Genomic DNA, 14,040 nt, shown 5'->3' with positions numbered 1-14,040 from the left:
GGAAGCGTTGATCAAAGCGTTTAGGAACCGACTTAAGCGGCGTTGGCCCGACGGAACGCGCCGTCCCGCAGGGCAGCGAAGACACCGCTTTGAACGAACTGCATCACTTCAAATGCGGCGGCGGTGTACTCGCGAATATGGTCGGCGCTCGGTACCCGTAACGCGTCGCCGTGGGCGATGGCGTTGCGCACGCCGAGTAGCCGGTCGATGGCACCCCGGTGCCGATCGACCGCGGGATAGTCGAGCCCGAGCTGGTATAGGTTTCGTTTCAGCACGACCGAATTCAGGTTGGCCTTGGTGTCGATTACGCGGTCGGGGATTTCCACCGTGCGGGCAAGGATCACCTCGTAGGCTTCGACGAAGGTCCGTTCCCGCCAGAGCATGTGAAGGTCTTGGTCGTCTGGGAGGCCGTTGCGAAATTCCGGAGCCTTGCTGTTCGGGTTGCGCAGGGCTGCGAAGACATCGCCAAGGCTGGCCGCCAGCACCGGGAACGCCGCTTCGCGGCAGGGCAGGGCCAAGGCGTTGATCGACCCCGCGTACGCCAGCAGTGCGAATTTGCAGAAGCCTTCGAGGTGGGCATAGGTGAGGAGGGCCAACGAGCGGAACAACATGTGGCGCTCGGCCTCAACCTCGGTCCTGGCTGCGATGTTCTCGATCAGGCGAAGCTCGGCCTCGCGCTGACGCCGATCCGCTTCCAGATCTTGAAAAACGTCATCCGGGGAACGCATCGACCAACCGCCGTTCTACAAAGCCGATGCGATCATTCAGCGGGCCAGGCGAGTTCTTGCCGCCGCCGGTGGTCATCTCGATAAAAACGGGATCAAGTTTGATGGCGATAAGTGTGTCTTTCAAACGTTGAATCACGCCGTCATCGTCTAAGTCCAAGCGATCGAGCACCGCCTGCAGTCCGATGGTGATTGCCTCGAAGTGATAGGCGCCGAAGCCGGCCGTCAGTTTGTCTCGGGTTTTGTATGCGATGGCGAAGGACATGTCTCCGAGCGCCTTGCGAAGGGCCGCGAAAGTCCGGCGAAACACTGCCTCCTCGATGTCGTAATCGAAGGTTTCCGCCTCCAGCGGGTCGGCCACCTCCTCCATGTATTCGGTTAGGAAGTCGGTGACCTCGTGCTTGAATCGAGCGCGCCGATTCTTCAGTGCGAAGAATCTTAGGACCAACTCCTGATCGAAAGCGGACAGCTTGCGCGCCGGGGTCATCCCGCTGGTGCATTCCTTAAAGTCATCAACGTCGCTCATGCGGATAAGAAAATCAGGAAAGACCGCACCCAGCAGGCGGATTGTGCAGTTGCGCAATTGCTGCGCGGACAATAGCTCTCCGCCCGTGTTGAGCCGCTTGAACATATGATACTTGAACCGCGGATCGGTCTCCTTGCGAACGACCTCGACACGGATGAAAGCCCGCTTTAAGCGAATTTGCAGCGCCGTAGGGAAGTCGTTGAAGGTCAGCCCGTTCAAGGCGGGAACGATATCGCAGTCCGACAGGGTCAGGAACTCGCCAGGAGCCACCGGCGGGTCAAGATGTGGCGCCGAGAGCTTTGCACGCATGTGCAGATATGACGAGATGCGCTGCAGTCCATCTATCAGCTGATAGGTTCCGTCACCTTCCTCGATGACGAAAATGGGCGGCACAGGCATCTCGAGGAGCAGCGACTCTATGAACCGAGACTGCTGTCCCTCGCTCCAACGAAACAGGCGCTGGTAGTCCGGCGTGATGTTCAGTTCGCCGTTCTCGCTCATGTCCAACAGCTCGTTGAATGACAGATCTAGCGATTGGGTGCTCGCCTTCTTCAGCGTTGCGGCGATCGACTCGATCAACGGGGATGCATCGGTCATTGCTGTATCGCCTCTTGACACTTCTCAAAGCAGAGCACCGCTTCGACCGCGCCGGCGGCGCGCTTGTAGGTGCGGGTGTGGGGATTTATGCCGGCCATGGAGCGCTTGAACTCGAAGTCGACGCGCCGCCGCAGTCGCAGGCCTGCAGCCGCCGCCATCTCCGTCGTAATGCTGGGTAGGTCGTTGTGGACATCTTTATAATATGAGTCCTGGACAACCAGGACGGCCGTCCCGGCAGGTTTAAGACCCCTAGCGAGATGGGCGAGCGAGAGCGCCATCTTCTCGAAATAGTCGAGATGGGTCTTGTAGTAGTAGCCGGCCGACGCCTTCGACGGGTGCGCCTTTAGATTCGCGATAAACTGGCCACAGGTCGATCCCCAAGCTGCATCTACCTCGATCTCATGATCTGGAACCCGGGTTGATCCGATCATTTGACGGCCGAGGTCTTCCATCTTTACGTCGACGAGAGGGTGCATCACGGCTAGTTCGATACGGGTGGCCGCGCTGTAATCGATCCGTGTGCAATAGGGGGGCGAGGTCAGCACCATGTCGATGCTCCCTTTCGGTAGCTTAGTGGACGTTGTGTCCGCAAGCTGTAGCTCCGCGATAGCGTGATCCTTCTGAGGCTCCTCAGCCCGCTCGGCCAATGCCTCGGCCATGTTCTTCACATTCGCCGTAAAGGCTGAGAGAATCGCTTCACGATCCGCGGCGATGAGAGCTTCGTTGGCCTTTGGCTTGCGGAGCCAAGTTGGATTGGACGAGCGGAAAGGCGTCGACATCTCCCGGCAAACTGAGAACAACGCCACGTAGAAGGTGGCCGCTAGACCCGAGATGTGATCGAGCCTTACGCCATCAGGGGTGGACGTGCGCTCTCCGACCAACTGGCTGCGAATACGGCGCTCCAGGGCGCGTATGAGCGCGGCCGTTGCGGGCTCGAACCACCATAGGAGCGGATCGTCAGGCTGTAGAATTCGTTGATCGGCCCGGATGCCTTTAACTGTTTCGCGCCCAAGCGGCTCAAGACTGTCAGCCTCGGACGGGGGAAGCAGGCGCGCCCGAGCTACAATGATCATGGTGGGGTTGAGATCGAACCCTTTGGACGCAAAGCCAAGCTGGGATGCGGAGAAGGTCGTCGTTCCGCTGCCATTCCAAGGGTCGAGGATCACGGACCCTTTGGACAGATTTGCGCTCTCCAGCAGCGCCCGAGCGAAGCTCTCGGGGTAGCCGGCGTAGTATGGGAAGAAGCCGTTCCATCCCCGCTGCGCTTGGGGCGTTCTCTTTGGCGACTGAATAACGAGAGAATCAAACATCATCAGCTAGTCTTTCGTTTGGAAGAGAATTGATGACATTTCACTCCCGAGGTGGCGCTTGGGCTATCTGTCATCACGAAGCAATTGTACATTCAGGGCGCATGATAGAGCGCCGAACTAGCCGGTGCTTCGAGGGGTGTCCTGCCAACGGATGATCGTACATGATCGGGTGGAATCAGAGCCGTCACTATGCTGCCACCTTTAGCGGCTTTTTGCTCAGCATTGCCAAGACAAAAGCGTTCCACCTCTTCATCGCAGCCCGCTTCTCGGGCATGTAATTCCATCGGTCGTAGCTCTTCGAACTGACGTCCTGAAGTGCGTGGTTTTGGATACGGTCTCGGATTTCCTTGGATATGCCTGCCTTTCCTGCGAGCGTTTTCCAGGTTCGCCGCAGATCGCGATTGGTCGCGAATGGAATGACGCCGCGATCGCGTTGACGCCAGACGAAACTATATAAGGTTCCGTGGCTTACGGGTTTTGTCGGGTCTTTGGCAGACGGAAAGAACCAACCGTGCTCGTTCGGGGTGATCGATTCGATCAACTCTGCTGCCAATGACGGCACGGGAACGGCGTGTGGCTGCAGGTTCTTCGTCTTCGACCAGTCAATGATGCGCTCCGAAGCATCCCACTGACTATCGTGCAGCCGTGCGATCTCTTCCACGCGTTGACCGGTCAGCATGATGAGCTGGACCGCACGGGGGTAAGAAGGATGAACCGGCGTGTCAGGGCACCCGAGCCAACGATAGAGGCGAAGGAACTCTTCCTCGTCGAGCCAGCGCGTCCCAACTTTTTTCGGCTCAGTGGGGATACCGGCGGCCGGATTATAGGCGATCCGGAAACGCCGCTGGGACGCGCTGCGATAGTCGTGCTCGGACTTCAAACCCCAGCTGTAGGCCGACCGGATGTAGCTCCTGACGTGATCTGCCATGGAGCGCTTGCCACGATCGTAGATCGGGCGGATCAACTCAGTAATTTCTTCGGGCTCAATGTCACGGGCCGGCCGATTCCGCCCTAAAGTGTCGGCAATCTTGTTCAGGCACTTTTCGGCTTCCTTCCAGGACGATTTTTCAGACACTTTCAGGTAGGCCACATAGGCTTCGAAGAGATCGGCAACGGTGCCAGGCCGCGTGTCGCCGGCAATCTTGATACTGCGGCCTTTCTGGATCATGTTGGCGAAGTCCCGGATAAAGACCTCCCGTGCCTTGCTGAGCGGCATAGACGGATATGAGCCGAGTTTTTTCTTCAGGCGCTTCTGATCACGCCACTGTTGTGCCATCCAGTCTGCCGTGACTCGAGTTGGCATAGGCTTCATTACTAAGACGAGACGACCGGTGCCGTGCCCCTCGCCATCGACGAGGGTGAACTGTTTTCCGGTTTGCTCTACCTGCTTTAGAGCGCGGCGGATTTCTCCATCTGTAAGGCTTGGCACTGGGCTCTCCCATCGGCTTCCAAGTGGGGTCGCCAGACGAGTAGTAGGGGTCGGCGACTGGGGTCAAAAGGGCTCTCGATCCCCTCAAAACAGACCCCAATATGCCATGATATCCGGCACTACGACAAGCCAGAAAATGTAGATGATTCAATGTGTAGGGGCGTGATCCATCGTGATCAAAAGAGGGTGAGTGGGATGGTTATGCACCAGGATGACGGCGCTGGCCGACAGTTCCAGCGCGCGCTTGATCACTTCGCGCGGATAGACCGGCGTGTGGTCCACGGTGCCGACCTGCTGCACCTCGTCGGCGATCAGCACGTTCTTCTTGTCGAGGAACAGGATGCGGAAATGTTCGCGGTTCTCGAACGCCATCGCCGAGCGGCAGTACGCAAGAAGCTGCGTCCAGTTGGACAGCACCTCGCGGTCGCGAACCTCGGTCCGCGCCATGCGCTGCGCGGCAGCGGCAATCACCTTCAGGTCGACCGCCACGGCGGGGCCGATGCCCTTCACCTCCTGCAGCAGCGCCACCGGTGCGCCAAGCACTTCGCCAAAAGTGCCGAAGCGCGCCAAAAGCGCCTTGGCGATCGGCTTGGTGTCGACGCGCGGGATCAGGCGAAACAGCAGCAGTTCGAGAAGTTCGTAGTCGGGCAGGGCGTCCGCGCCGCCGGCAACGAAGCGCTCGCGCAAGCGGTCGCGATGGCCGTGATAGTGTGGCTTGTCCGTCGATTTGTCTCTTGGTGCCTTGTCCTTCGCCGGTGGTTCAAGCCACCGCTCGGAGAAGAACCCCCGTTCGTCGTCACCGCTGTTCCCCATCGACCCCCCACACTCCCCGAAGGCTTCGACGGCAGATTAGAGCGGTAAGCAGCGCGCGGTCGAGTTTTTTCGGCGACGGCGCCTCAAAGCCGCGGCTTGAGGCGATCTTGTTTTCAGCTGACCGGCGGCAGGCCGGGGCGGTCGAGCTTGTTTGGCGACAGGGTGAAAATCTCGCAGCCAGTTTCGGTGACGCCGATCGTGTGTTCGTACTGCGCCGACAGCGAGCGGTCGCGCGTCACCGCCGTCCAGCCGTCCGACAGCACTTTCACATGCGGCCGGCCAAGATTGATCATGGGCTCGATGGTGAAGATCATGCCCGGCCGCATCTCGACGCCTTCCGAGGCGGTGCCATAGTGCAGGATGTTGGGTGCGTCGTGGAACAGCTGGCCAACGCCGTGGCCGCAGAAATCGCGCACCACCGAGCAGCGCTCTGCCTCGGCATAGGTCTGGATGGCGGCGCCGATGGCGCCGGTGCGGGCGCCGGGCCGGACCGCCGCGATGCCGCGCATCAGGCACTCGTGGGTGACTTCGAGCAGGCGTTCGGCGGCGCGCTTGATGGTGCCGACGGGATACATGCGCGAGGAATCCCCGTGCCAGCCGTCGAGGATGTAGGTGACATCGATGTTGACGATGTCGCCATCCTTCAACGGCTTGTTGTCTGGAATGCCGTGGCAAACGACGTGGTTGATCGAGGTGCAGGACGATTTGGTGTAGCCGCGGTAGTTGAGCGTCGCCGGTAGCGCGCCTTGGTCCATGCCGAATTCGAAGACGAAACGGTCGATGGTCTCGGTGGTGACACCCGGCTGGACCATCGGCACCAGTTCATCGAGGCAGCGCGCGGTGAGATCGCAGGCCTTGCGCATGCCGGCAAATCCTTCTTCGGCATAGAGGCGGATCTGGCCGGTATTCCTGAGGGGTGCCGTGGCGGCGTCGAGATAGGTGACCATAGTGTCCGTTTGCCTGTAAGCGGGCGGCGCATACCAGCCCGTTAGAAAATTTCCTCAGATTTGGCACTGCAAGCCGCAAGGTTCAAGGAAGAACTGCCGGCAATGGACTGATACTGGCGATATTCCTAGCTTGCGCGGCCGCTCAGATGACATCCAGGTGCGCGATCTCCTCCGAATGCCGAGATCGCACTGACGACACATTTTCGCGCAAAAGCAGCCAAAGCAACTTTTGACGACGAACGGCGTTGCTGTGGTCGACGCCAGTTCGGGAGATATAGAATGGACAGATTGCAATTCGAGGTGCCGGTGCGCATCGCGCCCGCGCCCGGGCTGCCGGTAGAGGAAATATACAGCGTCGAACAGGCGCTGGATATCCTGCATGACTGGCCAAAGAAGCGACAGGGCAAGGTCTATGAGGCGGCGTTCAATGCCTGCTTCGGGGCCACGGTGGATGTGGTCAAGACTGAGGATGCCTGGCGCGCCTTCATGGCGTTTTGCCGGGTCAGTGGCCTGCTGGCCAGGGATATGATGGTTACGGCCAAGCGCGCCGGCGAGGCGAGGGGCCTGAGGGTCTAGAGTTCTGCTTGGCCTGGAGGCCGGCCAACCGACTCGTTCCAATCGGCGCGGACTCCGCGGCGTTAAGGTTCCGTTTCCGACTTCACAGCTAGGCATGAGCCATAGAGCAGCGTCTGATTCGTTGCGTCGGTTTCATGGTGCAGAACATGTCTTCAGCCAATGTGCGTACCTTCCCGCTAGATCGGCAGACCGTGCTGGTGCGCGAGGTCGCCGCAAGGCTGGGCAGACTGCACGGCGACACGGCCACGTCGTTCTGGAAGGCCACGGCGCGCGAACTCCTCGACAAGGCGGTCGCGGCCGGCTGCGATGCGGCTTCGGCGGCCAACGATGTCCGCCGGTTTTTTGCCGCGGTCCAGGACGAGATGCATTTCAAGGCGGACGATGCCGCACCAGGGCAGCGCCGGACGCGCACCCGCCCCTAGCCTCAAAACACACGCGCTCATCATTGTGTGGCCAACCGTGGACCGGTCTTGGCGTCGACGGATCTCGGGTCCTACGCTGTCGATTGTGCCGTCCCAGCCACGGCGAGCGCCTTGTTGAACGCGAGACAGGCGATGAAATACTGGTCGCGCTCGGCCCTGGCGACGTCGGTCATCGCCAAGGAAATCGTCGAGCGCTATGGCGGGACTATCATGCCGGAGACCTGCCTGACGGATGGCTTTTGCAGATGGTGGGATCGACGCGGTTTAGCGCAAGGCGTCGGCCTCTCGGCCATTCCTGTGCCGACCCGATCCGAATCGGCTATGCCTGCGCGATGCAGGAAACGTCTCTCTACATCCCGGTGAAGCGGTTTCTCGAGAGCCTGGAGTTCACGGTCAAGGGCGAAGTCGGCCACTGCGATATCGTGGCGGTGCGCGACGGCGAGCCGCCTGTGCTGGTCATCTGCGAACTGAAATTGCAGTTCAACCTCGAACTGGTGCTGCAAGGTGTCGATCGCGCCGCGGCATGCGACGAAGTGTGGCTGGCGGCGCGCATGTCGGCGCGTGGCAAGGGCCGCGAGCACGACCGCCGTTTTCGCGCGCTGTGCCGGCGGCTCGGCTTCGGGCTTCTGGCTGTCAGCGGCAAGGGGGAGGTCGAATTGCTGCTCAGCCCGGCGGCTCTGCCGCCGCGCCGCGATCCGAAGCGCCGCTCCCGGCTGATGGAGGAACACCGGCGCCGGCGCGGCGATCCGGTGGTCGGCGGCGGTTCGCGCGCGCCGATCATGACCGCCTACCGGCAGGATGCGCTGGCCTGCGCCGCAGCCATGACCGACGGGCCGAAACGCCCGCGCGATCTGAAAGCGATTTCGCCACGCGCGCCCAGCATCCTCTTGGACAATGTCTATGGCTGGTTCGCCAGGGCCGAGCGCGGCGTCTACGCGCTGACCGAGGGTGGCCACGCGGCGTTACAGCGCTGGCCGCAGGTAGCGCACGACCAAGGGTGAGTGCCGGAGATTGCCGCGAGCAGGCGCCGAGGGAAACCTCGGCACGGCAGCCGCTGTTCGCCGTTTCAACCGATTCGCCGCGCCACCGTTCCAGCCGCTGCTAGTTCGGCGGCTGCCGCGAGGCTTCTTGTTTTCCTGAAAGATCTGGTACGCCCAAGGGGAATCGAACCCCTGTTACCGCCGTGAAAGGGCGGTGTCCTAACCGCTAGACGATGGGCGCGCTCAGACGAAGCGGCTTATAATTGCGTTGTTGCCAACCGGCAACCCATCAGCCGCCAGATGCGGAAACTTTTTTCAAGAGGGGCGAAAACGGCCAGTTTGGTGAGCCAGCGCAGGTTTTCTGGCCTCGCGTCGTTGCACATCTTTGGACGAACGCGCCGCGCAGTCGTCATCCTCGCGTCTGCGCTGCGTCGCTGCGCTCCTTGCTTCGCCATAGGATGACGAAGTCGCGGGTGCCTCGGCTAATCTCGAACGTCGCTGATAGCTAATCGGAAAAAACGGCGGGCTGCTAACAGCCCCTCGGCCCGTTTGCCGAATGGGGATGCTACCCCCGCCGGCGGCAGCGCCAATTCCAGTCGCGCTCGGGGCCGACGTCGACGTGAACGGATTCGGTATGGCAGTAGGTGCCGACGCCGCCGCGGCCGGGCATGGTTCGGATGTAGCTCGCCAGTTCCCATTTGGAGACGCCGGGAACCTGGATGTCGGCGGCGGCGCAATACATGTGCAGCGAATTCTTGGCGCCGTTGGCGCGCCGGTTGCGGGCCGGGTCGCGGTAGCCTGATGTGACCATCATCTTGCGGCCGTAATGGCCTTCGATGGTCTTCAGCACACGCACCAGCGACGGCTTCAGGCAGGCGACGTCGACGCTCTCGTTTTGCTTCAACAGGCCATTGGGCGCCAGCCGGGCGAGGCCGGCGGCGGAGGCCACCTGATAGGCGCCGCCCGAACCCTCGTCCTCGTTCAGGTCGACGTCGCTTTCGTCGTCGAGGCCGGATTTGCGCTTGATCTCGAACAGCGCCGTCTGGCGCACGCCGGGCAAGGCATCGCTGCCGGTGATGTGGTTGCTCTCGTTGCCAAGCGAGGCAAGCTGCAAGGGCTTGTCGGCGGAATTGGCTGACGCTAGCGTGATGATCGGCTTTGCCGGGACGGCCTTCTGGGAAGCAACCGCAGGCTGTTCGCCCGAGCGCGAGTTGACCAGCGGAGCAGGTGCCGCCGAGGTTGGCGTGGTGCTGAACAGTGAGGCCAGGAAGCCCTTCTTCGGCGTGTCGATCTGCTGGGGCGCGGCGGTCACGTAGACCTCGCCGGGCGCGGGTGCCGCGGCAGTCGGTTTCGGCGCGGTCACGCCGGCATCGGCGGCGGCGATCTTCTGCGCCACGGCGTCCGTTGCGGCCGCGGTCTGTGCTGACTGCTGCAGCGACTGCGGCGTCTGGCCGACAATGGTTTCGGAGCCGGCGGGAACATTGACCGGGAAGCCGGTGCCGGGCTTGGCCACCGGCACATAGGCGACCTGCTCGGGCAGTGTCGCATCGCCCGCTGCCGTCATCATCATCTGCGGCCCGGTGGATGTGACCTGCACGGTCGAATCGCCCGGCGCCGCAGGGCTGGCGCCGGAAGCCGCGGAGATGTCAGAAGCGGTCGCGTTGTAGCCAGGCATGCCGACGGACATTGTGGGGTCGCCAGCGGAGGTGCAGGACGCCAGAAGCACGGAGAAAAGCGCTGCCGCTATAGTGCGACCTTCTCTCCCCGCGAGACGCGATCCTACTGATTTCAAAACTAAATTCCCCCTCGGTGTCCGGTCGGCCTGCTATTGGTGCGGCGTCGAAACGTTCACATCCAATAACCTTGTGTTCCCAAACCGGAAACGAGACTTGTGTCAATTCTGCAAGCCTCTGAATTATTTGCTCGTTGGAGGCCAATTGAGGCTTCTTGAAGGTTGACGATACCATTTCGCCCCGTTTTGCCGGCTCGTCAACTCACCAGACATTACATTCCGTTACACACAGGCACCTGCAAAAGGTGCCGGCCGTTACACACGCACCTTCACATAGGTGCCGGGGGCATCACCCAGGGTTTTCATGTGCTTGCCCGGTTTGCGGGCCGGAACGAGGGTGTCGTCCTGGGTCTCGATCCAGTGCTGCCAATGCGTCCACCAGGAGCCGGGATGCTCCACCGCGGAGGCGAGCCACTGGTCAAAATCGCCTGTCGGTTTGCCGCCGGTCCAGTACTGGTATTTCTTGGCTGCCGGCGGGTTGACGACACCGGCAATGTGGCCGGAACCAGCCATCACAAACTCGACCTCACCGCCGAAATATTGCGAGCCGAGAAACACGGAAAGGGCCGGCGCGATGTGATCTTCCTTCGACGCCAGGTTGTAAACCGGGATGGTGACGTCGGCCAGCGACAAAGTGCGGCCGGCGAGTTCCATCACGCCACGCGTCAGATTGTTCTCGAGATAACAGTTGCGCAGGTAGAAGGAGTGGTTGGCGGCCGCCATGCGGGTGGAATCGGCGTTCCAGTAGAGCAGGTCGAAGGGAAGGGGATCCTTGCCGCGCATGTAATTGTTGATGACATAAGGCCAGATCAGGTCGCCCGAGCGCAGCATGTTGAAGGCGGTCGCCATCTTGGTGCCGTCGAGGTAGCCCTTTTCGTTCATCGATTTCTCGACCGCTGCCACCTGGTCCTCGTCGACGAAGACTTTCAGGTCGCCGGCATGGGTGAAGTCGACCTGCGTGGTGAAGAAGGTCGCCGATTTGATGCGGTTGTCGCCTTCCTGTGCCAGCAGTGCGAGTGCGGCCGCCAGCAGCGTGCCGCCGACGCAATAGCCGATGGCGTTGACCTCTTTCTCGCCGGTCGCCTTCTCGATCGTGTCGAGGCCGTATTGCAGGCCTTCCCGTATGTAAGCTTCCCAGCCCTTGGCGCCGTGCCGCTCGTCGGGATTGATCCAGGAGATGACGAACACGGTATGGCCTTGCTCGATCGCCCAGCGGATGAAGGACTTTTGCGGGTTGAGATCGAGGATGTAGAACTTGTTGATCCAGGGCGGGCAGATCAGCAGCGGGCGCTTGAGCACCGTCTCCGTCGTCGGATCGTACTGGATGATTTCGGCGACATCGCTGCGCCCGACCACCTTGCCGGGAGATGTCGCGACGTTCTTGCCGATCTCGAAGGGCGAATAGTCAGCTTGTCTCAGCTTCAGGTCGCCCTTGCCGGCGGCGATGTCTTCGGCCAGCATCTTCATGCCGCGCACCAGGTTTTCGCCATTCGAGGCAACGGTTTCTCGAAACAGCTCCGGATTGGTCAGGATGAAGTTCGACGGCGAGATGGCATTGGACACCTGCTTGACGTAGAAGCTGGCCTTATGGCGGGTGTGATCGTCGAGGCCTTCGGCGTGCTCGACCAGGTCGGCCGCCCAGCGCGAGGTGACGAGATAGGCCTGTTTGAGGAAATCGAAGAAAGCGTTGCGACCCCATTCGGGGTCTTGAAAACGCTTGTCGCCGCGCTCGGGCTTGACCGCATCTTCGGGCGCCTCGGCATTCGGGCTAACCTTCTGGATGGCGTTGCCCCAGACCGTCATGTAGCCGGCGAACAGTCGCGTCTGCGCTTCCAGCGCGCGTTGCGGGTCGGCCAGCCAATATTCGCTGAGCTTGGAAAAGGTTTTTACCATGTCGACCACGGGTTCGGCGACATGATCGCGCACCTCGCCCTTTTCGCGCGGCTCGGCCCAGGCGGAGGCGGCTTTGCCGGCCTGTTCGACCATACGCGCCATGTTCAACGCGAAGCGTTCCGGGTCTTTCACCAGATATTGCTCGACGGTCGAAGATTGATCATCTTCCGCTTTGCTCGAATCAGGTGTTTTGGACATGGCTCGCGGGGTTCCTCCCGAGGCGTTTTCTTGACATATTATCATGGGACATCTGACCGGGTCCAATGCGCTGTACCCCGGCTGCCAGGAAAACAATATGACGATTAACACCGGCGAGACCATTTTTTCGGGGGCAGGCCGCTTTTGCCGCATCGCGGTTGCAATCGCCTGTCTGGCGCCAGGGCTGCTGGCGGCAAGTGGCTGCACGAGCGCCAATACCGGCAACGGGATGAATGTCGGCCTGACCCAGGGCGCGCAGGACACCGGCTCTTATCCCAATCTCAACATCCCACCGCAGGTGGCGGCAAAGCAACTCACCCCTGAGGAGACGCAGGCCAAGCTTGCCCAGTTGAAGGGCGAACAGCAGGGGCAAGTGGCCAAGGGCGGCGGCGGTGCCCCGTCCACCAGCCCGGCGGCGCTGAATTCGCTGGCGAAGAACCATGGCAAGGACACGCTGAAGCAGATCGAAGCCAAATGCGATCCCGCCCTCGACCCTACCTGCAAATAAGGCTATATCGCGCGCCGAAAGCGGTCTTTGCCAAGGGCGCCTAGCCAAGCCAACTGTGCTAAAGCCAATCTTAAATCGTCTGGAACTGACATGGAAGAATTTCACAAGGTCCGCCGGCTTCCGCCCTACGTGTTCGAGCAGGTCAACCGGCTGAAGGCCAGCGCCCGTTCGCGCGGCGCTGACATTATCGACCTTGGCATGGGCAATCCGGACCTGCCGACGCCGAAGGCGATCGTCGACAAATTGTGCGAAGTGGTGCGCGATCCGCGCACGCATCGCTATTCCTCCTCCCGCGGCATCCCAGGTCTGCGCCGCGCCCAGGCCGCCTATTATCAGCGCCGCTTCGGCGTGAAGCTCAATCCCGACACGCAGGTGGTGGCGACGCTCGGTTCGAAGGAAGGCTTCGCCAATATGGCGCAGGCGATCACCGCGCCGGGCGACGTGATCCTGTGCCCCAACCCGACCTATCCGATCCATGCTTTCGGCTTCATCATGTCGGGCGGCGTCATCCGTTCGCTGCAGGTCGAGCCGGATGACGGCTTCATCCCGGCGCTCGAGCGCGGTGTCCGTCATTCGATCCCGAAGCCGCTGGCATTGATCCTCAACTATCCGTCGAACCCGACGGCGCTGGTCGCCTCGCTCGATTTCTACAAGGACGTGGTCGCCTTCGCCAAGAAGAACGACATCATCATCCTGTCGGACCTTGCCTATTCGGAGATCTATTTCGACGGCAATCCGCCGCCTTCGGTGCTGCAGGTGCCGGGCGCCATCGATGTCTGCGTCGAGTTCACCTCGATGTCGAAGACCTTCTCCATGCCTGGCTGGCGCATGGGCTTCGCCGTCGGCAATGAGCGGCTGATCTCGGCGTTGACGCGGGTGAAGTCCTATCTCGATTACGGCGCCTTCACGCCGATCCAGGTGGCGGCGGCGCATGCGCTGAATGGCGACGGCGCCGACATCGCCGAAGTTCGCGAGGTCTATTTGAAGCGCCGCGACGTCATGGTCGATGCCTTCAGCCGCGCCGGCTGGACCATTCCGGCACCGGCTGCCTCGATGTTCGCCTGGGCGCCGATCCCGGAGCCGTTCAAGCATCTCGGCTCGCTTGAGTTTTCCAAGCTCCTGATCGAGCACGCCGACGTGGCGGTGGCGCCGGGCATCGGCTTTGGCGAGCATGGCGACGATCATGTTCGCATCGCGCTGGTCGAGAACGAGCACCGGATCCGGCAGGCGGCGCGCAACATCAAGCGCTTCCTGGCGTCCAGCGCCAAGCAGCCGAACAATGTGGTGCCGCTCGCCGCGCATCGCTAAAGTCGCCGCACATCTT

The 14,040-nt window shown here is 61.4% G+C and carries 13 protein-coding genes and 1 tRNA gene; 5 read left to right on the top strand and 9 right to left on the bottom strand.

Annotation, left to right across the window (positions count from 1 at the left end; translation table 11 throughout):
- Positions 1 to 32: 32 nt before the first annotated feature.
- From NKI15_RS02800 to map, 6 genes are all read right to left on the bottom strand, one after another.
- Entirely contained in the window at positions 33 to 728 is a 696-nt protein-coding gene (locus NKI15_RS02800; protein WP_352885656.1) for an MAE_28990/MAE_18760 family HEPN-like nuclease, read from the bottom strand.
- Positions 712 to 1,848 (bottom strand): DUF262 domain-containing protein, encoded by a 1,137-nt coding sequence (locus tag NKI15_RS02795; RefSeq protein ID WP_352885655.1) that lies wholly within the window; start codon positions 1,846 to 1,848, stop codon positions 712 to 714. The genes NKI15_RS02800 and NKI15_RS02795 overlap by 17 nt, the downstream gene beginning before the upstream one ends.
- On the bottom strand, positions 1,845 to 3,161 hold the full coding sequence (locus NKI15_RS02790; protein ID WP_352885654.1) for a hypothetical protein: 1,317 nt from the start codon (positions 3,159 to 3,161) through the stop codon (positions 1,845 to 1,847). Before NKI15_RS02790 ends, NKI15_RS02795 begins: the two co-directional genes overlap by 4 nt.
- 184 nt (positions 3,162 to 3,345) lie before the next feature.
- The gene (locus tag NKI15_RS02785; RefSeq protein WP_352885653.1) at positions 3,346 to 4,587 is read right to left on the bottom strand and encodes a tyrosine-type recombinase/integrase; all 1,242 of its coding nucleotides are present in this window, start codon (positions 4,585 to 4,587) and stop codon (positions 3,346 to 3,348) included.
- A 147-nt stretch (positions 4,588 to 4,734) separates the two neighbouring features.
- A complete protein-coding gene (locus NKI15_RS02780) occupies positions 4,735 to 5,400 on the bottom strand; it encodes a JAB domain-containing protein (protein WP_352885652.1) in 666 nt (221 codons plus the stop codon).
- 113 nt (positions 5,401 to 5,513) lie between these two features.
- Entirely contained in the window at positions 5,514 to 6,347 is an 834-nt protein-coding gene (gene map / locus NKI15_RS02775) for a type I methionyl aminopeptidase (RefSeq protein ID WP_023705982.1), read from the bottom strand.
- A gap of 279 nt (positions 6,348 to 6,626) precedes the next feature.
- Between map and NKI15_RS02770 the strand changes: the two genes are divergently transcribed.
- The 3 genes from NKI15_RS02770 (at position 6,627) to NKI15_RS02760 (ending at position 8,346) form a co-directional block, all read left to right on the top strand.
- Positions 6,627 to 6,923 (top strand): DUF982 domain-containing protein, encoded by a 297-nt coding sequence (locus NKI15_RS02770; protein WP_023667653.1) that lies wholly within the window; start codon positions 6,627 to 6,629, stop codon positions 6,921 to 6,923.
- 146 nt (positions 6,924 to 7,069) lie between these two features.
- On the top strand, positions 7,070 to 7,345 hold the full coding sequence (locus NKI15_RS02765) for a DUF6074 family protein (protein ID WP_023681621.1): 276 nt from the start codon (positions 7,070 to 7,072) through the stop codon (positions 7,343 to 7,345).
- 332 nt (positions 7,346 to 7,677) lie between these two features.
- The gene (locus NKI15_RS02760) at positions 7,678 to 8,346 is read left to right on the top strand and encodes a DUF2161 domain-containing phosphodiesterase (RefSeq protein WP_023705981.1); all 669 of its coding nucleotides are present in this window, start codon (positions 7,678 to 7,680) and stop codon (positions 8,344 to 8,346) included.
- 145 nt (positions 8,347 to 8,491) lie between these two features.
- Here NKI15_RS02760 and NKI15_RS02755 read toward each other — a convergent pair.
- The 3 genes from NKI15_RS02755 to phaC all read right to left on the bottom strand — a co-directional run bounded on the left by NKI15_RS02755 (position 8,492) and on the right by phaC (position 12,208).
- Positions 8,492 to 8,566: transfer RNA gene (locus tag NKI15_RS02755), tRNA-Glu, on the bottom strand.
- A gap of 324 nt (positions 8,567 to 8,890) precedes the next feature.
- Complete coding sequence (locus NKI15_RS02750; RefSeq protein WP_352514098.1) at positions 8,891 to 10,012, bottom strand: D-Ala-D-Ala carboxypeptidase family metallohydrolase; 1,122 nt, start codon at positions 10,010 to 10,012, stop codon at positions 8,891 to 8,893.
- A gap of 360 nt (positions 10,013 to 10,372) precedes the next feature.
- The gene (gene phaC, locus NKI15_RS02745) at positions 10,373 to 12,208 is read right to left on the bottom strand and encodes a class I poly(R)-hydroxyalkanoic acid synthase (protein ID WP_023708456.1); all 1,836 of its coding nucleotides are present in this window, start codon (positions 12,206 to 12,208) and stop codon (positions 10,373 to 10,375) included.
- 97 nt (positions 12,209 to 12,305) lie between these two features.
- Here phaC and NKI15_RS02740 point away from each other — a divergent pair, with 97 nt between their 5' ends.
- Positions 12,306 to 12,716, top strand: coding sequence for a hypothetical protein (locus NKI15_RS02740; protein WP_023667627.1), 411 nt, complete (start codon positions 12,306 to 12,308; stop codon positions 12,714 to 12,716).
- A 90-nt stretch (positions 12,717 to 12,806) separates the two neighbouring features.
- Entirely contained in the window at positions 12,807 to 14,024 is a 1,218-nt protein-coding gene (locus NKI15_RS02735; protein WP_023681615.1) for an LL-diaminopimelate aminotransferase, read from the top strand.
- Positions 14,025 to 14,040 lie beyond the last annotated feature (16 nt).

It is taken from the genome of Mesorhizobium sp. M0862, from assembly GCF_040319795.1.
Classification (GTDB): domain Bacteria; phylum Pseudomonadota; class Alphaproteobacteria; order Rhizobiales; family Rhizobiaceae; genus Mesorhizobium.
This window is presented reverse-complemented; position numbering and strand designations above follow the sequence as displayed.